The sequence below is a fragment of the Paenibacillus sp. FSL M8-0212 genome, from assembly GCF_038004645.1.
Lineage (GTDB): Bacteria > Bacillota > Bacilli > Paenibacillales > Paenibacillaceae > Paenibacillus.
Window position 1 is genome coordinate 3,237,798 of record NZ_JBBORP010000001.1, and the last position, 22,405, is coordinate 3,260,202.

Annotated in this window: 19 protein-coding genes; 13 read left to right on the plus strand and 6 right to left on the minus strand. The window is 47.3% G+C overall.

The genetic code is table 11. The features are described from left to right. Positions 1 to 3 precede the first annotated feature (3 nt). A complete protein-coding gene (locus MKX68_RS14300; RefSeq protein WP_340912479.1) occupies positions 4 to 792 on the minus strand; it encodes an alpha/beta hydrolase in 789 nt (262 codons plus the stop codon). 199 nt (positions 793 to 991) lie between these two features. Between MKX68_RS14300 and MKX68_RS14305 the strand changes: the two genes are divergently transcribed. The 4 genes from MKX68_RS14305 to MKX68_RS14320 all read left to right on the plus strand — a co-directional run bounded on the left by MKX68_RS14305 (position 992) and on the right by MKX68_RS14320 (position 4,702). Next, on the plus strand, positions 992 to 1,615 hold the full coding sequence (locus MKX68_RS14305; protein ID WP_340912481.1) for a YhbD family protein: 624 nt from the start codon (positions 992 to 994) through the stop codon (positions 1,613 to 1,615). A 14-nt stretch (positions 1,616 to 1,629) separates the two neighbouring features. Then, positions 1,630 to 2,358 (plus strand): polymer-forming cytoskeletal protein, encoded by a 729-nt coding sequence (locus MKX68_RS14310; RefSeq protein WP_340912484.1) that lies wholly within the window; start codon positions 1,630 to 1,632, stop codon positions 2,356 to 2,358. Between the two features lie 34 nt (positions 2,359 to 2,392). Beyond that, on the plus strand, positions 2,393 to 3,076 hold the full coding sequence (locus tag MKX68_RS14315) for a hypothetical protein (RefSeq protein WP_340912485.1): 684 nt from the start codon (positions 2,393 to 2,395) through the stop codon (positions 3,074 to 3,076). A gap of 72 nt (positions 3,077 to 3,148) precedes the next feature. Next, positions 3,149 to 4,702 (plus strand): MDR family MFS transporter, encoded by a 1,554-nt coding sequence (locus tag MKX68_RS14320; RefSeq protein WP_338588675.1) that lies wholly within the window; start codon positions 3,149 to 3,151, stop codon positions 4,700 to 4,702. A gap of 230 nt (positions 4,703 to 4,932) precedes the next feature. Here the strand turns inward: MKX68_RS14320 and MKX68_RS14325 are convergent, their stop codons facing one another. Continuing rightward, positions 4,933 to 6,366, minus strand: a complete 1,434-nt coding sequence (locus MKX68_RS14325) for a VanW family protein (protein ID WP_340912488.1) — start codon at positions 6,364 to 6,366, stop codon at positions 4,933 to 4,935. A 253-nt stretch (positions 6,367 to 6,619) separates the two neighbouring features. On the opposite strand from MKX68_RS14325, the gene ftsE reads away from it, so the two are divergent. The 5 genes from ftsE (at position 6,620) to MKX68_RS14350 (ending at position 12,682) form a co-directional block, all read left to right on the plus strand. Continuing rightward, positions 6,620 to 7,306 (plus strand): cell division ATP-binding protein FtsE, encoded by a 687-nt coding sequence (ftsE, locus tag MKX68_RS14330; RefSeq protein ID WP_024631580.1) that lies wholly within the window; start codon positions 6,620 to 6,622, stop codon positions 7,304 to 7,306. Beyond that, positions 7,296 to 8,213 carry a permease-like cell division protein FtsX gene (gene ftsX, locus MKX68_RS14335; RefSeq protein WP_091013078.1) on the plus strand — a complete coding sequence of 306 codons (918 nt, stop codon included), beginning with the start codon at positions 7,296 to 7,298 and terminating at the stop codon, positions 8,211 to 8,213. The genes ftsE and ftsX overlap by 11 nt, the downstream gene beginning before the upstream one ends. A gap of 187 nt (positions 8,214 to 8,400) precedes the next feature. Beyond that, positions 8,401 to 9,681: a murein hydrolase activator EnvC family protein gene (locus tag MKX68_RS14340; protein ID WP_036612408.1), complete on the plus strand. Its 1,281-nt coding sequence runs from the start codon at positions 8,401 to 8,403 to the stop codon at positions 9,679 to 9,681. A 135-nt stretch (positions 9,682 to 9,816) separates the two neighbouring features. After that, entirely contained in the window at positions 9,817 to 11,289 is a 1,473-nt protein-coding gene (locus MKX68_RS14345) for a S41 family peptidase (RefSeq protein ID WP_289390471.1), read from the plus strand. A 64-nt stretch (positions 11,290 to 11,353) separates the two neighbouring features. Continuing rightward, positions 11,354 to 12,682: a PDZ domain-containing protein gene (locus MKX68_RS14350; protein ID WP_339788576.1), complete on the plus strand. Its 1,329-nt coding sequence runs from the start codon at positions 11,354 to 11,356 to the stop codon at positions 12,680 to 12,682. A 94-nt stretch (positions 12,683 to 12,776) separates the two neighbouring features. Here MKX68_RS14350 and MKX68_RS14355 read toward each other — a convergent pair whose 3' ends face one another. Further along, on the minus strand, positions 12,777 to 13,448 hold the full coding sequence (locus MKX68_RS14355; protein ID WP_340912493.1) for a response regulator transcription factor: 672 nt from the start codon (positions 13,446 to 13,448) through the stop codon (positions 12,777 to 12,779). A gap of 40 nt (positions 13,449 to 13,488) precedes the next feature. Continuing rightward, complete coding sequence (locus tag MKX68_RS14360) at positions 13,489 to 14,700, minus strand: sensor histidine kinase (RefSeq protein ID WP_340912495.1); 1,212 nt, start codon at positions 14,698 to 14,700, stop codon at positions 13,489 to 13,491. 211 nt (positions 14,701 to 14,911) lie between these two features. Here MKX68_RS14360 and MKX68_RS14365 point away from each other — a divergent pair, with 211 nt between their 5' ends. From MKX68_RS14365 to MKX68_RS14375, 3 genes are read left to right on the plus strand one after another with little or no spacing between them, the layout of a single operon-like run. Beyond that, on the plus strand, positions 14,912 to 15,847 hold the full coding sequence (locus MKX68_RS14365; protein ID WP_339788585.1) for an ABC transporter ATP-binding protein: 936 nt from the start codon (positions 14,912 to 14,914) through the stop codon (positions 15,845 to 15,847). A 12-nt stretch (positions 15,848 to 15,859) separates the two neighbouring features. Beyond that, positions 15,860 to 17,056, plus strand: a complete 1,197-nt coding sequence (locus MKX68_RS14370; protein ID WP_339788587.1) for an ABC transporter permease — start codon at positions 15,860 to 15,862, stop codon at positions 17,054 to 17,056. Then, positions 17,049 to 18,227 (plus strand): ABC transporter permease, encoded by a 1,179-nt coding sequence (locus MKX68_RS14375; protein ID WP_340912500.1) that lies wholly within the window; start codon positions 17,049 to 17,051, stop codon positions 18,225 to 18,227. Before MKX68_RS14370 ends, MKX68_RS14375 begins: the two co-directional genes overlap by 8 nt. A gap of 102 nt (positions 18,228 to 18,329) precedes the next feature. Here MKX68_RS14375 and MKX68_RS14380 read toward each other — a convergent pair whose 3' ends face one another. Together MKX68_RS14380 and MKX68_RS14385 are read right to left on the minus strand one after the other, a co-directional pair. Then, positions 18,330 to 19,172 (minus strand): flagellar motor protein MotB, encoded by an 843-nt coding sequence (locus tag MKX68_RS14380; protein ID WP_339788591.1) that lies wholly within the window; start codon positions 19,170 to 19,172, stop codon positions 18,330 to 18,332. After that, positions 19,156 to 19,953 (minus strand): flagellar motor protein, encoded by a 798-nt coding sequence (locus MKX68_RS14385; protein WP_340912503.1) that lies wholly within the window; start codon positions 19,951 to 19,953, stop codon positions 19,156 to 19,158. The genes MKX68_RS14380 and MKX68_RS14385 overlap by 17 nt, the downstream gene beginning before the upstream one ends. Before the next feature lie 169 nt (positions 19,954 to 20,122). Between MKX68_RS14385 and uvrB the strand changes: the two genes are divergently transcribed. Further along, entirely contained in the window at positions 20,123 to 22,114 is a 1,992-nt protein-coding gene (gene uvrB / locus MKX68_RS14390; protein ID WP_091013102.1) for an excinuclease ABC subunit UvrB, read from the plus strand. The last annotated feature ends 291 nt before the right edge of the window (positions 22,115 to 22,405 follow it).

The following is a 22,405-nucleotide window of genomic DNA, read 5'->3' on the forward strand; positions in this document are numbered from 1 at the left end:
CCGCTAGTCCCGTTTGGGCAAAGGCAACCATTTCAATACATCCTGGATCTTGGCATCCCAGTAGCCCCACTCATGTTCACCAGGCCCTTCCTCGTATGTCAGTTCGAAGTTCGTCTGTTCACAGGCTTGACGGAAGGTTTGATTATCCTCATACAGGAAATCTTCCGTTCCGCAACATTGGTAGAGCAAAGGTCGAGGACTTTCGCTAGATTGATTTTCTTTTAACAGATGGATTAGATCGTTCTCTGTACCTGTCACCTCGGGTCCGAAAATCCGCTGTAACTCCGTCTGTTGTAATGCTGAGGATGCATTTCTATCCATATGTGCAGACATATCGAGTGCTCCAGACAAACTGGCAGCAGCCGCATATTGATCTGGTTTACGAAGGGCTAGCTTGAACGCACCATAACCACCCATGGATAAACCTGCAACGAAGTTATCCTCACGCTTTGGTGACAATGGGAAGAAAGAGCGAGCGAGTGCTGGCAGTTCCTCACTGATAAACGTCCAGTACTTTCCACCTTCCACCATATCCGTATAGAAGCTACGATGTACCTGTGGCATAACAACAGCGATCCCGAGGTTAGCTACATAACGTTCAATGGAAGTCCGGCGCAGCCAGATGGAATCATCATCAGACAGACCGTGCAGCAGGTATAGGGTTGGGTGCATTCCTTTGCCGGTCACATTCTCCATACCGATCTGATTGTGGGTTTGTTGCGGCAGAATGACATGCATGCTGGTGCTAAGCCCGAGCGTATCCGAGTAAAAATCACATTTAATAAGTGCCATGAGTATAAGAAACCCCTTTCATAAGTTCGTTAACCACGTGTTCTGACATGAGACGATGGGATGGAAATCGGATGCCTAGGCCTCCAAAGTGTTTATATGTAACAGGTTATACGCATTGCTTAATCAATGCAATACCAAGATTAGTTTACAACGTAACAATGTTATGTTACACTCATTTCAATAAAAAGGGGGACCATATATGACGGATGATTTGATCTCCAAGAAAGAATTGTTGGACCTGACAGGAATCTCATACGGCCAGTTATACCGTTGGAAGCGGAAAAATCTCATTCCGGAAGAATGGTTCATTCGGAAGTCGTCCTACACCGGACAAGAGACCTTTTTTCCAAAACAACAGATTTTACTGCGCATTGACAAGATTCTTAATATGAAAGACGGATTATCGCTGGATGAGCTGGCAGACGTCTTCTCACCTACGTTGGGTGAAGTGGAAATGTCTCCACAACAACTGTTAGATCGAAACATTGTTTCACAAATCTCGCTGGATCTGTTGAAAGAAGCAGGTCGGGAACAACCGCTGTATGCTTTGGAACAGATTATGATGCTCTACGTCCTTGATAAGCTGTTAATGAGCGGAGATATTACTCGGCAAGAGGGTGCGTTGCTGATTGAAGTGATGTCCGAACATTATTATCGTTTTACAGGCAAACCCAGCGAACTCGTGCTTATTCGTAAGATGGGTGTTCCTTCATTCATGCTGATAATAGCAGGAACGGAGTTTTATTTTGACAATGGTGTGAAAGTGGTTCTTAGGCAGCCGATGGGAACATTTATGGAAGAATTAAAACTCAAATTGGGATAAGGAGAGGATCATCTATGGAAGAACGAAATAAGCGGAATGATCTGAATGTGGCGGGCATAAGTCAAACGGCAGGCGGGAATTTTCACCGTGTATCTATTGATGGTATGGCTAAGGTGAACGGCAACCTGGACTGCACCTCTATGGAAGTAAATGGAACATTGAAGATGCACGGCGCTTTGAGCTCCGAGAGTGCAACGATTAACGGCATGTGTACGTTGAACGGTCCTTTGACCAGTTCTCGTGTTCGGGTGGATGGCATGACGACGATTAACGGAGATCTCCATAGCCCTGAGCTTGAAGTGAACGGAAAGTGTACCGTACGTGGAAGAGTGGATGGGGAACGAATTGATATTGGCGGTGTGATCGATATTGAAGGGGATGTCCAATGTGAGTCCCTGAATGTACGAGGCAATATTAAGATCAGCGGCTTACTGAATGCGGGAACAGTGGAGATCAGGCTGCATACATCTTCTTCGGCTAAAGAGATTGGCGGAGAGCGTATCGATATTCGTCGCAAGGAACAACAGAATGGATTTTGGAAAAGTATTGGTCTGGGCGGGACCCCTTCTTTTAAGACATCCTTAATTGAGGGTGATGAGATTGTGCTGGAAGATACCGAAGCTGACATTGTTCGGGGGAGTAACATTTTTATCGGTCGCGGCTGTAACATCAGGCTTGTCGAGTATTCAGGTGAACTTGAGATAGATCAGGATGCCAAGGTGGGCAGCAGTCAGCGAATTTAAAGTTTGGATATGGAGAGAAAGGGATGGGATCGACATGAATAACAATCCTGGGCGTTCATTAGACAAAAAAATGGATATCAGCATCGTTGGTGATGGCAGTTCTTCTGGTGGCGTGTACGGCAAGATCAAGGTCGTAGGGGACGCGTCCTTTAACGACAATCTATCTTGTGATCGATTCAAATGTACGGGTACATCGGTCATATACGGATCGCTTGAATCCACAGATATTAAAATTACCGGCACCCTTACACTGAAAGAGCGAGAGGCCAGCAACGATGTTGAGGATGGAATCCAGGCATCTGGCCTGCATGCCAAAGCTGAGCATATAAAAGTGGTAGGCGAACTTCATCTGTCAGGGGATTGTCAGGCAGAAAATATCAAGCTGAACGGGCGTTTGACGATAGCGGGGATGCTCAGCGCTGAACACATGACGCTCAAAATCATGGGTCCATCCGAGGTCAAAGAAATGGGCGGTTCCATCATCTCGGTGAAGAGTGGCCGGTTGAATGACTTGTTTACGGGGAATAAATCAATTCTCAAAGCGCAGATTATCGAAGGTGACGACATTGAATTAGAGAATACGGAAGCCGAGATTGTCCGTGGCGATAAAATAAAAATCGGTCCTGGCTGCCGGATTGGTACAGTGGAATACCGTTCATCTCTGCAAATTCATCCGCAATCGGAAGTTTTGCTGCAAAGCAATCGGTCCTTGGACTGATTAACGAAAACTTCTTTTCGGATATACTAATGCAGTCATATGAATAGAGCGTGAATGGAGAGATTGAGTACAATGGTTGCACGTAAAAACAGTATTGGATTGGTGCTGGCAGGGTTACTGCTCAGCATACTTATGGCTTCGATGGATAACACCATCGTGGCAACAGCTATGGGGGACATTGTCGGGAAGCTGGGTGGGCTCGACAAGTTCGTCTGGGTTACCTCCGCGTACATGGTGGCTGAGATGGCAGGGATGCCGATATTCGGTAAGCTATCCGATATGTATGGACGGAAGAAGTTTTTTGTATTTGGTATTATTGTGTTTATGCTTGGCTCAGCGCTGTGCGGAACGGCAACGTCTATTGTGGAATTGACGATGTACAGAGCGATTCAAGGTATTGGTGCGGGGGCCTTGGTGCCGATTGCCTTTACGATCATGTTTGATGTCGTTGCACCAGAATCTCGTGGTAAATTGGGTGGATTGTTTGGAGCCGTCTTTGGCCTGTCCAGCGTATTCGGACCTCTGCTCGGTGCTTACATTACCCAGTATGCGACATGGGAATGGGTATTCTACATCAACCTGCCGCTAGGCTTGATTGCATTTGTGTTTATTGCCTTCTTCTACAAGGAATCTCATCAGCATCAATCCCAACAGATCGACTGGCTGGGTGCTGTAACGCTGATCGGTGCTGTTGTGTGCCTGATCTTTGGTCTGGAACTGGGCGGCAAAACATTTGCCTGGGGTTCCTGGCAGATTCTTGGCTTGTTTGCCGGATTTGTAGCACTAGCGCTGCTCTTCCTTTTTGCAGAAACAAAAGCCAAAGAACCAATTATCTCCTTCAGCATGTTCCGCAACCGGGTCTACTGGTCCAGTAACGTTATTGGTATGTTCAGTGGTGCGGCGTTCATTACAGCATCCGTGTACATTCCGATCTTTATACAGGGGGTACTTGGTGGTAAAGCGACCAACTCCGGTCTCGTACTATTGCCGATGATGCTTGGGTCCGTTGTGACGGCGTCCCTGGGTGGGGTGTTGATGACCAAAATCAAGTATCGCAATATCATGATCCCTACGTTGGCTCTGCTTGTCATAGGACTTGGATTGTTGACTACGTTGGATGAGAATTCATCCCTTTGGACGATACGTATCTACATGGTGATGGTTGGTCTTGGTGTCGGTGCTTCGTTCTCCGTACTTAGCAATGCAGCCATGAATGCGTTTGAACCGCAAAGACGCGGTGCGGCGAGTTCCACACTTAACTTTTTGCGGTCCCTCGGCATGACGATGGGCATTACGATCTTTGGTATCGTACAGAGCCAGGTATTTACGCGTAAAATGAACGATGCTCTCGCTGGTTCAGCTGCGGAAGCAGGTGGTGCTTCAGCGGGTGGCGTGCCCCAGGGAGTGGATCTGACCGATCCACATGCGTTGCTATCACCAGAACTCAGACAGGCGATTCCGCCTCAGGTGCTGGATACCATCACACATGCCCTGTCTTCTTCCATCGTACAGTTATTTGCCTGGGCTGTAATTCCGGCTGCACTCGCGTTGGTCGCTTCCTTCTTCATGGGAAAAGAGAAGATGGTTGTAGGCGAAGAGCAAGGCGAATACACCGGCGGTCACTAAACCGTAATGCAGTAAACCATAAGTTACGGTATTAAAGCTAATCTTAGATTCGTAAAACTCGAATAACTTATCTTGAAAATGTAGAGACACACTTCTCGCTTATCCTCAAAAGGGACGTGAAGTGTGTCTTTTTGTTTTCGTGTGATCAGCTTATGCTTATCCATGAATTACGGCAGGACCATGTTTGTACCCTTTCGTGATCTGTAAGTTGTCGGTTGCTTTGAAAAAAATTAAGGTTGCTTCGTATCGCTAATCCCGTCCTCGACTACAGAAGGTTCCTGTGGATCGGGCAGGCTGCTATGACCGGATCGGGCAATCAGACGATTCTGAGCTTTGTACGTGTCCCGTGTAATCGTTTTGGATTCGACCACTTTGCCGTCCAGTCTCTTGGTTCTTACCGTCTCGACAATATATCCAGGCTGTCCGTCTTGCAGCACCTGCTGTGCACCATCAGGCAGCACAGTACTGGACACATACTTTACTGGAACACTTAATGTTTCAATGGTACGAGATTCAAGTGCATAGCTGACATTCTCCGGGAATGTGCCGAAAAATTTCACCATCAATTGATGGTTCTTCACCTCTGCATGAATGAGCAAGGATTTTCCGGTATTATTCTTGAAGCGAAAGTTGATGGCTCCAGAGGCAAAGGTGGCATCCAGTCCTTTTGGCAAATATTTGACCGGCAGGGAGTGGTTGCGACGTTCAATAATATCAAGACCCGTCAATAGCGCTGCGTTATACACCGTACTGGATACCTGGCAGATTCCCCCGCCAATTCCAGGGGTTAGTCTTCCATTAACAATGACCGGAGCCTCACGAAACCCATAATCCTTCTCCGCTTTACGGATGATCTTCTCATAATCGAATGTGGCATCTGGTGGCAAAATCATGCCGTTAATCGCTTCCGCCGCTGCGCTGACATTATGTATCCGGCCTTCACTACTATTGCCCAGACCCGTGGAAAACTGGATGATCTTTCGGTCAATGCCTTCCTGGCGTAGCGAATCAAGGGTTACTTCAGGCTTCAGCGTATACAGTGGTACCTGGATCAGCAATGGGGCAGGTTTCTCATCCGGGCCCAGTACACTGAAATCCTTGTGTAGCTTCGTCTGAATGAGATTTCCGAGTGTTTCCCAATCAATCCGGCGGACGCCCTTTTCCGGGATATACTGAACTTTGTCACTTGTGGTAATGCGGCGAACAGCGTCCGCGGGTGTACCGAAGGTTTCTTTTTCCCAGGCAGGGCTGAGATGTTCTTGAAGTGGCTGTAAGTCGTAGCTCATATCCAGAGAGAACTCTTTCGGAAAATGATAACGTGCATAAGCGCGTTCCCATAAGTTACCTTCCTCCAGCTGCTGTATCGCGGATTCCAAGCTGTTAACGTTGTAACTCACCCCCACCTGAGCTGCGGTATACGTCATCGTCTGGGGGTCGGGTTCAGCCACTTCAAAGGTAACAGGCCAGTCCTCCAGCTTTTGGATCTGTTCATGCAGTTCATGCAATACGTTCTTGCGATTCTTCCCCTCCACCAGCATACCGCCAACATGAACATCTTTGGGCAGGGCAGGTTGATTCACGTACATATACAGCAATCCATAAGACGCGGAGCCGATCAAGAGGATGGAGAATAGAACAATGACCGTCACATGTATTTTTTTCATAACCGTACGCTCCTTTATACTTCTGTTGTTCCGCACTTTGTAACACTTTCTATATATATGATCCAATGCAGGAAAACTTTCGGGTACTCAATAGGTAACAAATTTGTTACAATAAACTTCATATGAATCCATGCTTCACCAACGAAATAGGGACGAAGTGGATTTTTCCTGATGAAATTCAGGTCTTTTTAAAGGAAATGCCGGGATTGTGTCGAAATGATAATGGCTAACTATGCGAGCAGGAAGTGATGATGTGATAGAAATGCAGGACGTGTGGAAGACCTATGCCAATGGTACCCACGCATTACAAGGGGTGTCGGTGAAGATCGACCGCAATGAATTTGTTTATATCGTCGGTCCGTCCGGCGCAGGTAAATCGACATTTATGAAATTGATGTACAGAGAAGAAGTTCCGACCAAAGGACAAATATCCATTAACGGATTTAATATTGGTAAGTTGAAGCCAAGAAAGATTCCTTATGTGCGTCGTAACATCGGCGTTGTGTTCCAGGATTTTCGTCTGCTGCCACGGATGACAGCATTTGAGAATGTGGCATTTGCCATGGAAGTTATTGAAGCACCGAAGCGTCATATCAAGAAACGAGTGATGGAAGTGCTTGATCTGGTGGGACTGCGCAGCAAGGCGAATCGTGAACCTTCGCAGCTCTCGGGTGGAGAACAGCAGCGTATTGCCATTGCACGGGCTATCGTCAATAACCCATCGGTTATTATCGCGGATGAGCCTACAGGTAACCTCGATCCGGAGACGTCGTGGGGTATCATGCAGCTGCTGGATGAGATTAATTTCCGGGGAACAACCATTGTTATGGCGACCCACAACAAAGATATTGTGAATACGATGCGTAAACGGGTAATCGCCATTGAACGTGGACAGATTGTACGGGATCAGATGAGAGGGGAATACGGTTATGAATTTTAGTACTCTCTTGCGCCATCTGCGGGAGGGATTCAAAAACGTATTCCGCAACGGCTGGATGTCCGTGGCCTCCATCATGTCCATCATTGTGTCCTTATTGATTCTTGGCGTGTTCATGCTGTTGGTGCTCAATGTGAACTCCATGGCGAATCAGGTTGATAGCCAAGTGGAGATCAGCACGTTCCTCGAACTGAATGTGGACGAGAACCTGCGTAACACACTGGAGCAAGAAATCAGCGCGATGCCTGAAGTAAGTGAGATTCGTTTTGTTTCCAAGGAAGAAGGACTCAAGGAGTTCCGTGAGCGTCTTGGAGAGAGTGCAGATAACGTGCTTAGCGGTTTCGATGTGGACAACAACCCACTGCCGGAGACCATTGAAGTTGAGGTCATTGAACCGGAAACCGTCACTTTTGTGGCGCAAAAAATCGAAGCTTTGAACGAAAAACACCCGGAGAAGCCAATCATGAAAGTGAACTACGGCAAGGAAACGGTGGAAGTGTTGTTCAAATTTACGAAGCTTGTTCGTAACATCGGATTTATTTTTGTCGGGGGACTGGGTCTCATGTCCATGTTCCTGATCTCGAATACGATTCGCGTAACGATTCTGGCACGTCGCCGGGAGATCGGAATTATGAAGTTGGTTGGCGCAACCAACACCTTTATTCGCTGGCCTTTCTTTATTGAAGGTGCACTCATTGGATTTATTGGCTCGGTCATTACGGTTGGGGTGCTGTTTGTTGGATACAGCCAGTTGATGAAGACGATTGGTCAGGATGTCTTCATGCAGATGCTTAACTTGATTCCGCTGGGCGAAATCTGGTTGTTGTTTGGAACATTGTTGATCGGACTCGGTGTGCTGGTAGGTATTTTGGGAAGTACACTGTCCATTCGGAAATCACTCAACGTTTAATTTTGTTTTCAACGATCGAATTGCAGAATATGTCGAAAAGAATGGTAAAGCAGGTTCATTAATGGACGCTGTTTGACGATATGTAGGAAAGACGGAGTCTTTTAAGATTGAAGAAAGCAAAGAACATGCTGTTCACCACCTGTGCAGGTTGCTTTCTTGTGAAATCATAGGATGGGGGATCATCATTTTGAAAAAAACCGCTTCGCTGCTGGCCTTTACGTTATTGGCCAGTTTGACGCTTCAACCTTCTGACGGATATGCCAAGAGTAGCATCAGCGATATTGACCAACAGATTCAGCAACTGGAGAGCAAGGCAGCTTCTGCCAAGCAGGAGCAAAAAAAAGCGGCTTCCAACAAAAAGGAAGCACAGCATTACAAGAACAAAACCAACGCTTATCTGAAGGTTGTCATGGAACAGATCAATGTCGTTAGTGATGAACTGGCGAGTGTATCCTTGCAGATCGAGAACACGGAGGAAGATCTCCGTACAACAAAAAAAGATTTGCAAGCGGCAGAAGAACGCATTGTTGCAAGGGAAAAATTGTTGGAGTCACGTGTGCGCCTGATGTATACGGACGGTGCTGTATCCTATCTGGATGTATTGTTGTCCTCTACTAGCTTCACTGACTTCCTGACCCGTGCGGATTCACTCAAAACGATTGTGGATCAGGATCAGCATCTGCTGGATGAGCACAAAGCGGACAAGCAACTGGTTGTGGACAAAAAAGCAGAATTGGATGTGCAATATGCGGAAGCCAAGAGCCTGTATGCACAGAAGAAACAGCGCAAGTCCCAATTGAATGAAAAAGAAGCGGAAAAGCAAGTGCTTCTCGCTTCATATGATGCTAAAATTGAAGAGTCAGAAGAGCTGACACAAGAGCAGGAAGATGTATTAATGCAGATTGCCAGCAAACGTTCGGCACTTCTTCAAGAGAAAAATAAATTGCGTGAACAGCAGGCTGCAGCTGCAGCCAAAGCAAAAGCCGCAGCAGCGGCTCGGGCGAAAGCTGCAGCCAAGGCGCCTACCAGAGTGAGTTCGGATAGTAGCAGTGAGGTCACGTATTCATCCGGTAATGGTATCTTCTCAAGACCGGTATCTGGAGGACGTATTTCTTCTGGATTCGGCCCCCGTACCCATCCAATTACGGGCGTAGTGGGTAAAATGCATGCCGGTGTCGATTTTGCTGTTCCACAGGGAACCTCAGTTCACGCTGCCTCTGGCGGAATCGTGATCATGGCTGAATGGTATAGCGGTTATGGTTATACGGTTATTGTGGACCACGGCGGTGGACTATGGACGTTATATGGTCACTTGCGCGAAGGTGGATTCAAAGTCAGCAAGGGAGACACAGTAAGCAAAGGGGATACCATTGCTGAGTCAGGAAATACAGGGAACTCTACTGGACCTCACTTGCACTTTGAAGTGAGAGACAACGGTACCGCTGTAAATCCGATGAACTATTTGTAATTATTGCTCCATCGTTCGAATGGAAAAAACATATTCCGTACAAGCTAGACATATAATAAGCTGGCATGTTCAGGGAATGGATTCTGGCAACAATGGAATCGGACACGCTTCAAAACTAAAGGCGGTGACAAACGGATGATGAAGAAAAGATCGGCGCTACTGCTTGTCATTGTGGGTCTCCTTGGCGGTAGTTTGCTAACCCTGGTATTAATGACGTATCCGGGAATAGCGAGCCAGGCCACACCGGGCGAAGGTTTGCTGGCTAGTGTAACCGGCAATACACAGCAGAAGAACGATTTGAAAAAGATTGAAACTGCGATGGATTTGATCTCAAGCAACTATTATAAAGACGTGGATCAGACCAAATTGATTGACGGTGCGATCAACGGCATGATGGAATCGCTTGGTGATCCGTACTCCAACTATATGGGGCAGGAAACGGCTGCTCAGTTTGAAGAGTCGATCGAAGGTTCATTTACCGGTATTGGCGCAGAGGTATCCTCACAGGATGGAAACGTTGTTGTTGTTTCCCCAATCAAAGGATCCCCTGCCGAGAAAGCGGGTATTCGTGCAAAAGACATGATTATGTCGGTCAACGGCGAATCCTTGCAAGGTTTGGAACTGAACAAGGCTGTTAACAAAATCAGAGGTCCCAAGGGCAGTGAAGCGAAGGTACAGGTCAAACGTGCCGGATCTTCCGAGCTGATTGAATTTGTCATTGTACGGGATGACATTGATCTGGAGACCGTATATGCTCACATGGAGGATGGCGGAATTGGCGTTATTGCCATTACTCAATTCTCTTTGAATACAGGCGATCGCTTTAAGGAAGAGTTGGCGAAGCTTGAGAAGCAGAACATGAAAGGTCTGGTCATCGACGTACGGAATGACCCAGGCGGTGTATTGCAAGTCGTTATTGATATTGCTGAACAGTTTGTTCCTAAAGGCAAGGTTATTGTGCAAGTCGAAGACAAGAACGGCAAAAAGGAACAAAGCAAGTCCAATGGATCAGCCAAAGCTTATCCAGTCACAGTCCTGATGAACAAAGGCAGTGCGAGTGCGTCGGAGATTTTGGCCGGTGCATTACAACAGTCAGCAGGTGCTAAGTTGATTGGTGAAAACTCCTTTGGTAAAGGAACCGTGCAGACGAGTTATGACAAGCAAATGGGTGACGGCAGCTTGCTGAAGATCACCATTGCCAAGTGGCTCACTCCGAACGGAGACTGGATTCATGAAAAAGGAATCAAACCGGATATTGCGGTAGACCAACCGGATTATTTCTCGGTGGCACCGATTAATAAAGAGAAGTTACCACTGAAATATGACAGTAATAGCACGGATGTGAAAAGTGCGCAGACGATGCTGAGAGGACTCGATTTCAAACCGGATCGTGTGGACGGATACTACGACCAGAAGACGGAAGAAGCGGTCAAGGCATTCCAGAAGCAAAAAGGCATTCAGGCTACAGGCCAGATTGACGAGAAAACCGCTGAATCACTGGAAGCGGCTCTGATTGAACGTATTGCCAATCCTCAATATGATGCACAGCTGAAACGCGCGATCGAAAATGTCTCAAAGGATATTTCGTCCGCTGTGTCGAAGCCATAAAGAAGGCTGATTTTCAGCCTTCTTTTTTTCTGAACCGGCTGAAAGAGAGGGGTGACCGACCACAATGGAATGGGTATGGCCGTGGTTAACTACATTAGGGGAAGCTTTGTTGCAGTTGTTTATTCAGCCGTTTTATTATATTGCGGTGATCCTGATTGCGCTGATCTATCATCGTCAGTTACTGCAGGAGCGTAAATTGTTCCATGTTCGTTTGCAAAGCTCGATAACACAGACGATACGAGCGGTGCTCGGAGGCATACTCATTGGTACCATCGTCTCGATTGTGTCCCTATTCCTCGGTGCACATCTTACACTGGGAAGCCTGATATGCATATGGGCTGCAACATTAATTCTATCCTTGTTCCGTATCCGGTATCTGTGCTTTGCTTATGCGGCAGGGTTACTGGGTGTGCTGCAATTTGGTTTGAATCTGGCTTCAGGCTGGCAACCATCGGGTTGGATGGGTAGTGTAACGGAAACGCTACGTACACTGGATATGCCTGCACTGCTTGTCCTGGCGGCGCTTCTACATATGGGTGAAGCCCTGTTGGTACGCATGCAAGGGGTATCGATGGCATCACCGCTTCTCTTCGAGGGAAAACGCGGGAAACTGGTTGGTGGATATCAACTGCAACAGTTCTGGGCCATTCCTCTACTGATTCTTGTCCCTGTCACAGGCAGTGGCGCGGAACTGGCTTGGAATCCACTGATGAGTGCAGGACATAGTTATATGCTGGTTGCATTGCCGATTATGCTCGGATTTGGTGAGATAACGCAGAGTATGCTTCCGGGACAAAAGGTACAGATCTCATCCAAGCGGTTGATGATATATGGGGCAACTTTGCTTGTGTTCAGTTTGCTTGCTGCATGGTGGTCTCCACTCATGGTGGTTGCTGCGCTGATTGCATTTATTGGACATGAATTTCTGGTATGGTACAGCGCGTTTGAAGAGCAAAACCGCAGTCCGGTATTTGTCCATCCGCAACATGGGTTGAAGGTATTGGCTGTTATTCCGGAGAGTCCTGCTGCAGATTTGGGGATTGAAGCAGGAGAGACCTTGTACAAGGTGAATGGTAAGTTGGTTCATTCGCCGGAAGAGTTACATCGTGCTCTGCGGATGAACCCGGCTTTTTGCAAGCTCGAGGTACGAAATCACCAGGGAGAAAGCAAGTTCATGCAACGAGCGATCTATGAAGGGGAGCATCATCAGCTGGGGGTCATTATGGCACCGGACAATCACGAGGTCTGGGCAATTCGGTTACGTCCACTGACACTGTTCCATATCATCAACCTCAAATTGTTTGCCCGTCTGAAAAAACCACAAAGGGACGAAGCTCCCTTGGCGTTACCGCCAGCCCCTGTGGCCAGTGATAAAGGTTCCATAGAGATGTAACCACTAAGCATACGTGATGAAGTATGTTGCATAAATCAAGCAATGAAAAAGGTATTTCCTAAAGCCGTCGCAGGCAAGGGAAATACCTTTTTTGTTATTGTTTTAACATAAAGATGGCGATTTGGGTTCGATCACGCAAGCTCAACTTGCCGAGAATATCCGTGACGTAGTTTTTGACGGTGCCTTCACTGAGGAACAGTTTGGCGGCAATTTCCTTATTGGATAGCCCCTCCGATATGGCCTCGGCAACCGCCAGCTCCATACGTGTCAGTCCATAGGCTTCGATTGGGTTCTGTGTCAGGGGAATCGCAGCAGGACGAAGAAAGCCTGCCAATTTGCGGGCAATATCCGGATGGATTAACATATCGCCGTTATGTACGGTCTTGATGCCTTGAATGATCCGCTCGGGTGGAACATTTTTGAGCAAATAACCGCTTGCGCCATTCTGTAATGCCTGAATAATATACTCATCGTCATCAAACGTCGTCAGCATGAGCACCTGGACTTCGGGAAAACGTGCCTTTATGCGCTGTGTACCTTCAACTCCGTCACATTCCGGCATCCGAATATCCATCAAGACCACGTCCGCAGGCGTCCCTGTCTCAAGCAATGCCAACGCTTCCTGCCCGTTGGAGGCCGTGCCTGTAACAGTAATGCCGGAGCCCAGTCCGAGCAACACTTTAAGGCTTTCGCGAATGAAGTAGTCATCGTCGGCGAGAATCAGCCGAATAAGTGGGGGTTGGGCTGAATCATTCTTGTTGTTCATATCATTCAGTTGTTCGGGCATGAGAACTCACTTCCTTTTTTCAAAGTATATCCATCGGGTTCGTTATTGGAATGCGTGTAATCACTGTATACGGAAAAGCCGATTGGATCTCCAACGTTCCTCCCACCATTTGTGTACGTAGACGCATGCTTTCCTGTCCTATGCCACTTCCCTTAGACGAATGGGGATGGATGATGCCATCATTACTTACGCTCATACAGACTTCCTGATCTCTGAATACCAACCCCACTGTGATCGAAGAAGCATTTCCGTGTCGCAGTGCGTTGGTCAGGGCTTCTTTGGCATTTTTGAATAAAACGATTTGTATGCTGGGATACAGCGCATGAGATAGGCCATGAACTTCATAATTTGTCTTTACGCCGGTGTCTCTACCGAATTCCTCTAGGAGACGATCCAGCGAGTAGGCTTCGGATGCATAGGAGTTAGGTTGCAGTTTGTGCAGTGTGCTGCGCATATCATCCATACTGGTGGCCAATTGATCGCGAATCTGTCTCACCATTTCCGTTCCTTGTTCCATATTCAGGGGGAGGGTCAGCAAAGCGGCTTCCGACATCATTTTGGTGCGAATCATTCGGTGTCCGATATCATCATGAAGCTGTCTGGAGATACGAGTGCGTTCCTCTGCCTGAGCTACTCCTTCAAGTTGCTTTGTAAATAGTAGCAGCTGTTCGCGCGCTTCTTGTAGCTCGTAATGTTTACTGCGGAGCTCGTCATAGACTTGTTCCAGTTGTCCACGGCTGCTCGCCGTTCTTGATCCCTGCCAGGACAGAGCCGCTGTGATGAGCAGAAGCAGGTTACCAAGAACTATCGCAGTTGTCTCTGCGGAGAGTAATGTAGTGGCGGTTGTATTTAGTGTGGTTAACCCTGGCTGCGGTGTCTGTGGGACAGAATTATGCCAATGCAAAGCGACATTGTTAGCGACAAGCTGAATCGCAAACATCAACCACCTCCGGCTCCCCTCGAGTCTGTACATATACACGTAGAGCACGGATAGAGAGAGGAATACCATAAATGTTCCATACGAAGCAATCAGCCAACAGCTCCAGAGTATTTCGGCTAGAAGTAACAGCCACTGCTGTGTACTCGAACGGTTGAAATCTTTCCATACGGAGAGTCCAAGCGCGATGATGATATACAGGGTGTAGATGGCTTCGTTTTCCAAGGGCAGCATCAACATGTACAGTACTGCTGGAACGATAATTAATCCGTATTGCAGAAACCGCATCGGCATATGTAAATGACATCCTTTATATAAAAAGTGGAGTAGAAAATCTCTTGGTAATGCGCCCTTGATTATACCATAAGCAGCATTCGAATCAGGAGATGACTTAAGTCACCTTCGATTCATGACTTTTTGTACCTTCGCTACAGATTGCGAACCGTTACAATAAAATTATGAAATCCAGCGGCGAGGGCCGAAACGGAAAAGGGGCGTAAAAGGGATGGGTATTCTTGAAGTAGATCATGTAGTAAAACGATACGGCAGCAAGCTGTCCGTGGATCATTTGAACCTTAGTGTTGGCAAAGGCGAGATTTTTGGATTGCTCGGTCCCAATGGAGCAGGAAAAAGTACCACCATCAGCATGATTGCAGGGCTCCTGAATATGGATCAGGGTGAAATCAGATTAGATGGGATATCGGTCAAAGAGCGACCGCTTGAAGTAAAGCGCAAGATCGGACTCGTTCCGCAGGATCTGGCTTTATACGAAACCATGTCTGCTGCGGAGAATGTGACCTTTTTTGCCAGACTGTATGGACTGCGTGGAAAATTGCTCAAGGAAAGAGTGCAGGAGTCTCTTGAATTTGTAGGGTTGCAGGATAAAGCAAAAGATGCCCCCTCGACCTTCTCTGGTGGTATGAAACGCAGGTTAAACATCGCATGTGCGATTACACATCGCCCGGATCTCATTATTATGGATGAACCTACAGTTGGCATTGATCCGCAATCTCGGAATCATATTCTGGAATCGGTACGGACACTCAACAAGATGGGTTCAACGATCATATATACAAGTCATTACATGGAGGAAGTGGCGGCGATTAGTCACCGGGTTGCGATTATGGATCAGGGGCGAATTATTGCCTGTGGGACTGAAGCAGAGCTGAGAGAACGAGTAGCATCGGAGGAAAAAGTAGTGCTTTCCACTTCCGGTATTGGTCCCAACGTCGTGGAAGAACTGAAACTTCACCCCCGTGTGCGGATGGTAGACGTTTCAGAGAATACACTGACCATTACGCTGCCTTCGGCACAGCAGGATCTCCAGGATCTGCTCTTCATTTGCAGCAAACATGAAGTATCCATTCAGTCGCTCAAGGTCGAAGAGCCCGATCTGGAAACGTTGTTCCTCAATCTGACCGGGCGTACGCTTCGGGACTAGGGGGAACAAGAGATGAATATATGGCATATTTGCATCTTTGAATTAAGGCGTAATCTTAAGATTCGATCTGTAGTGTTAAACCTGTTTATTTTGCCGTTGTTACTGATTTTTATATTGGGCACGGCACTTTCCAGTACGATGGGGACGGCGGATGACGTTATTCCGGATACTGTACGTGTGGGAATCATCCATTTGAGCACTGAATCTGGTGGAGGATCAAGTACGCTTAATCAAGCGCTGGATACATTCGTTAAATCCCCGGAAGTGGCTGAGATGGTCAAGGTGCAGAACTTTACGACTGAAGAAGAGGCAGTCCATTCGCTGCGTACCGGCAAGCTAGACTTTGCTGTAATGATTCCTTCGGATTTTGAGCAAAACGTGATGACGGGGAAAGAGGCCAGGTTACAGTGGATACGAGGAAAGGACAACACACTTAATACCTTGGGTGAAACTTTGTTCACACGTTTTACGGATGAATGGAACCGACATATGGCGATTACCAAAGTGCTCGGTCCGGAAGTGACTGCTGCCATGGCCTCTGCTTCGGAGTCTGGTACGGCAAATTCCACCTCTATTGCTGTCACTAATCCCGGTAAGACAGGTACGGCGTATAGTGCCTCCCAATACTATGCAGCTTCCATGCTGGCGATGTTCATGTTGTACTCAGGCATGACAACAAGTACCAGCCTTTTTGGAGAGCGTGATAACAAAACGTTAATTCGCCTTCAGGCTGCGCCGATAGGCAATGGAGTTATTTTCGCTGGCAAAATTGCAGGTAATAGTCTGCTCGCTTTCTTACAAGCAACAACGATCATACTTATGACGTATTGGTTCTATGGTGTAGATTGGGGAACGCATCCTTGGTATATTGTGCTCACTTGTGTATGTATCACATTGGCATCCATGACCCTTGGCGTGATCGTGGCATTGGTATGCAAAAGCACGGCATCGGCCAGTGCAACCTTACAAGGTATCATCGTTGCCATGACATTCATTAGCGGTGGGTTCATGCCCATTCCGATTGATTTTGTACAACGGCTTAGCCAATTTACGGTTAACCACTGGGCACTCCAGAGTTTTCTGAGAATGATGCTGGATGCACCTGTACGAGAGATTGTATATAACATTCTAATGTTAGGCGTGGTATGCGCTGTATTACTGTTCATCTCAGGAATGATCTATAGAAAGGCAGGATACCGATATGAATAGTCTACACATCGCCTGGTTGATGATTAGACGTACACTTGGCCGTAAAATGGGCTTCATTACGTTTCTGCTTCTGCCTTGCCTGGTGGTTACAGGAGCGGTTGCTCTATTTGGAAGCGAGCAGAGTACACGTACTGTTATTCCCTATGTCAACGAGGATGGAGGGGTGGTAGGGACATGGATGATTCATGAACTTGCTGGCAAAGAGGAGTATCTGCTCAAGCCGATGACAAACGAAGCAGAAGTGAAGGAAGCCATCGCTCAGCAAAAAGGAAGTTCTGGTATCATCATTCCGGCACATTATACGGAGGATCTGTTACAAGGAAAGCCAACCGAAATTAAACTTGTGGAACTGCGTATAAGTGAAGATTCCTATACACTACGAGCGGCGGTTGAAGGTTTGACGAGCGGATTGCAACAATCTGCTTCAGCTGTTACGTTGGCCGCGGGTCGTGTCTCAAGTGAGAATGACATAGCGGTGAAGATACAGAAGCCGTTTGAACAGCTATTACAGGAAACAGGAAAGCATCAGGTTGCTGGTGAAGTCACGGATCTGCAGATCTATCCTAAGCGGGGCCTGAACAATGTGACTGGATTTACGATTATGTTTATGATGGGGCTGCTGACCAGTGCAGTGGCTGTGATTATGGAAGATCGCAGGAAACGTACGATGGCCAGAGTATATACGGCACCCGTCCGTGCATATGAGATTGCGCTTGGTAATTTCCTCGGTAGCTTTGTCATTGGCATGATTCAGATTGTGATGGTTCTAGGAGTCAGCAGGTGGCTGTTGCATTATGATGCCGGCATTCCTTTTGGCATTCATTTCATGATATTGGCGGCATTCATGCTGGTCTCCATGGGGATCGCAAGTACGGTGGCAGGATTAATCCGTAATCCGAAAAATGCCAACATGCTGAATTCACTTGTCATTATGCCAACCTGCATGATAGGTGGTTGTTTCTGGCCGATCTCGTTGATGCCGGATTATATGCAAAAGCTCGCCAACTTCGTTCCACAGAAATGGGCGATTCAGGCGGTGGAAACGATCTCTGCTGGCGGTACATTGTCGGATATCACACTGCCACTATTGATTTTGTTTGGCATGGCTGCCATTTTACTGACCGTAGGCTCCGCGATTTTACGCCCTAGCCAACCAGGTGTAGAGGCATAAAGGTAATACGACATAAAAAAAGCACGCTCTGCTGAATTGAATTCAGTTAGAACATGCTTTTTTTGCTTATAAGAAATGATGCATTATGTGAGATATAGATGATTAAGGTTGGAGTTGACGCAGGACCGTTATTTCGACCCGACGGTTCTTTTGTCTTCCGGCCGCTGTAGTGTTGTCACCCGTTGGGCGAGTATCCGCATATCCAGCATACTGGAATCCGTCCGGGTTAAGTTTCTCTGTATCCAGAAAAAATCGTAATACAGACAGTGCGCGTTCTCCGGAAAGTTCCCAGTTGTCTTTGTACGTGGAGTTGGCCCCGACCGGAATATTGTCCGTATGTCCTTCGATGCTGACAACGGTATTCAGATCCCGAAACAGGCTGGCAAGTTTACTGAGCGTTGGTGCTGCACCGTCCTTTAGAGCGGCCTGGCCCTGATCAAACAGGAAGCGGTCACTAAGTGTAATGGATAGGCCCTGTGGCTTGTCCGCAACAAAAATCTGATTTTCCAGTTTATTATCCTCGATATATTGGGTAATCACATTGAACAGATTTTGCAATTCCTGCTCCTGTGATCTGAATTGTTCTTCCCGTTCTGTGAGGGGCTTGTCATCATCATCTGGCGTTGCAGTTCCGGCATCGGAAGGGGTTCCTTCACCTTTTGAAGGATCTTCACCCTGCACCTCGGATGGTGGAGTCTCTGTAATCGTTTGACCAGGTTTCTCACCAAGTCCCTCACCAAGCTCAAGGATAGAGTCGGACGCATTGAATGTATTTTGTAACGATTGAGTAACGACGTCATATTTACCGGAATCCAGATTGCTCATGGCATACATGATGACAAAAAAGATCAAAAGCAGAGTTATGAGATCGGCATAAGTAATCATCCAGCGATCCCGATGATCGATAGTTTCACGTTTTCCGCGCCGTTTACTGCGCCGACTCATCCAATCCCTCCTTTGCTAGGGGGCGTATATGCTGACGATGCGTAAGGGTGAAGGACTCCAGTCTTTTGCGTACAAGCTGGGGATTCTCACCGTTCTGAATGGCAAGTACACCTTCGAGAAGCATTTCCATGGTCTGCACTTCATCGGCACCTCTGGATTTGATCTTGGAGGCAATGGGCAAAAAGATAAGATTGGCACTGGCGACCCCATACAGGGTTGCGGTAAAGGCAACAGCAATGGCAGGTCCGAGTCCGGTTGGATCGGTCAAACTGCCAAGTACCTGAATAAGTCCCATCACGGTTCCGATGATCCCCATGGTTGGAGCGTACCCACCAGCGGATTCGAATATTTTGGCATAACCCTCATGTTTTTGTTCAATGGAGTCAATCTCCATCTCCAGGATCTGGCGAACCACATCCTGATCGGTACCATCAACAACCATCTGAATACCGTCTTGCAAAAATGGATGCGGATGATCCAAAACCTTGCGTTCCAATGCAAGTACACCTGAGCGGCGTGCGATTGAAGACATCTCCACCAGTTCTTCGACCCACAAGCCTGATTCATTGTTGTTACGTCCAAAAGCCATACGCAGGGCAGCTGGAATCGTACGAAGGCGATGCGCCGGGAAACTGGCAACCACAGCAGCAATCGTTCCACCAAATACAATTAAAGCAGCCGTTTTTTGCAGGAGACCGGACAATTGGCCGCCTTCCCACAAAAAACCGCTAATGACTGCGGCAATTCCGGCAATAATACCGATAAGTGTCGCAATATCCATAAATTAACCCACTCCTATCTTCATTTCACGTTTGCATCACTAAAACGAACGAGGTATAATTAAACGGGAACAAATATTCCTATTACTATAAGTTTTCCCATATGAAAATTCGGGGAACTTCGACAATATATAGTGACTATTATTTTAGACGATAGGGTGAGATACGGCAATGAGCGATATTATAATGAGCGACAAAACGTTCGAAATCGAGTCAGAGTTTTCTCCCCAAGGTGATCAGCCTGCAGCCATTAAAGAATTGGTGAAGGGTGTTCAGGAGGGGAAGAGGTACCAGACACTGCTGGGTGCAACGGGTACGGGTAAGACGTTTACGATAGCCCAGACGATAGCCCAACTGCAACGTCCAACGCTGATTATTGCACACAACAAAACGTTGGCAGCGCAGCTTGCAAGTGAGTTCAAAGATTTTTTCCCTAATAACATGGTTGAGTATTTCGTCAGTTATTATGATTACTTTCAGCCAGAAGCATATATCCCGTCCTCCGATACGTATATCGAGAAGGATTCAAGTATTAATGAAGAGATCGACAAACTGCGGCACGCAGCGACAAGTTCGTTGTTTGAACGCAGGGACGTCATCATTGTAGCGAGTGTATCCTGCATTTATGGTTTGGGTTCACCGCACTCGTATTCAAGCATGTTGCTGTCCCTTCGGGTAGGCATGGAGAAACCGCGCAATCAGATTTTGTCCCGTCTGGTAGAGATCCAGTATCAGCGGAACGATATTAACTTTGTGCGGGGGACGTTCCGTGTTCGTGGGGATGTTGTTGAGATTTTCCCTGCCTCCAAGGGTGAACATGCAATTCGGGTTGAATTGTTCGGTGATGAGATCGAGAAAATTACGGAGATTGATGTGTTAACCGGAGAACTGATTGGCGAACGTGAACATATTGCCATCTTCCCGGCGTCTCACTTCGTAACGCAAGAAGAGACGATGAAGGTTGCGCTGGTGAACATTGAGCGTGAACTGGAGGAGCGTCTGGAAGTGTTGCGTGAACAGGGGAAACTGCTGGAGGCTCAGCGACTGGAGCAGCGCACACGGTACGATATCGAGATGATGAAGGAAGTTGGATTCTGTTCGGGGATTGAGAACTATTCCGGTCCACTGACTTTCCGCGAACGCGGCGATACCCCATACACACTGATGGATTACTTCCCGGATGACATGTTGATCGTGGTCGATGAGTCTCACGTGACTTTGCCACAGATCCGTGCAATGTACAATGGTGACCAAGCGCGGAAGACGGTATTGGTTGAACATGGTTTCCGCCTGCCGTCAGCGCTGGATAATCGTCCACTCAAATTCGAAGAGTTCGAAGGCAAGATGGATCAGATCATCTATGTATCGGCCACACCGGGCCCGTATGAAATTGAGCATACCGATACGATGGTGCAACAGATTATCCGTCCAACCGGACTGCTTGATCCAATCATTGAACTGCGTCCAACGAAGGGACAGATCGATGACTTGATCGGTGAGATTAACGACCGGATTGCCAAAGACGAGCGTGTGTTGATTACAACATTAACGAAGAAGATGTCCGAGGATCTTACGGATTATCTGAAGGAAGTTGGAATCAAGGTTCGTTATCTGCACTCCGAGATCAAGACGTTGGAACGGATGGCGATTTTACGTGATTTAAGATTAGGCGTTTTCCATGTCCTAATTGGAATTAACTTGCTCCGGGAAGGTCTCGATCTACCCGAAGTATCCTTGGTAGCCATATTGGATGCCGATAAGGAAGGATTCCTGCGTTCCGAACGCTCACTGATCCAAACGATTGGTCGTGCAGCACGGAACAGCGAGGGTCGCGTTATTCTATACGGTGACAAAGTGACGGATTCGATGGATAAGGCGATAAAGGAAACAGAACGTCGTCGTGCGATTCAGATCGAGTACAACGAGAAGCACGGAATTACACCACAGACGATTCGCAAAAAAGTGCGTGATGTGATTGAGGCAACCAAAGTTGCCGAATCCAAGAAAGACTATCTTACAGGCGCAGCCGAGAAGATGTCGAAGAAAGATCGCCAGGCACTTATTCAGCGCCTAGAGGTAGAGATGAAAGATGCAGCCAAAAACCTGCAGTTTGAGCGTGCTGCTGAGCTTCGCGATGCGTTGCTGGAACTTCGCGCTGAATAAGATACTGCTCATTTATATGCTCCAGTAAAGGATTTGTAACAAGGGAACGGCCAATTGGCCGTTCTCTTGTTGAGTAAGGAAATCGTTGATATCTACCGATAATAAGAGATGTTGAAATCTTGAATTCGGGTCTATACTGATAGAAATGTTGAAATTGGTTAAAAGGTTTATAGGAAAGCAATTGGGAGTCGAGAGCGCCCCAGTGTTGACCTCGGAGCCGAGCCAAAGGCAATGGCGACCCTGCCGCGATCAATGCGAAGCCGAGAGCGTCCCGCTCTTGACCTTGGAGCC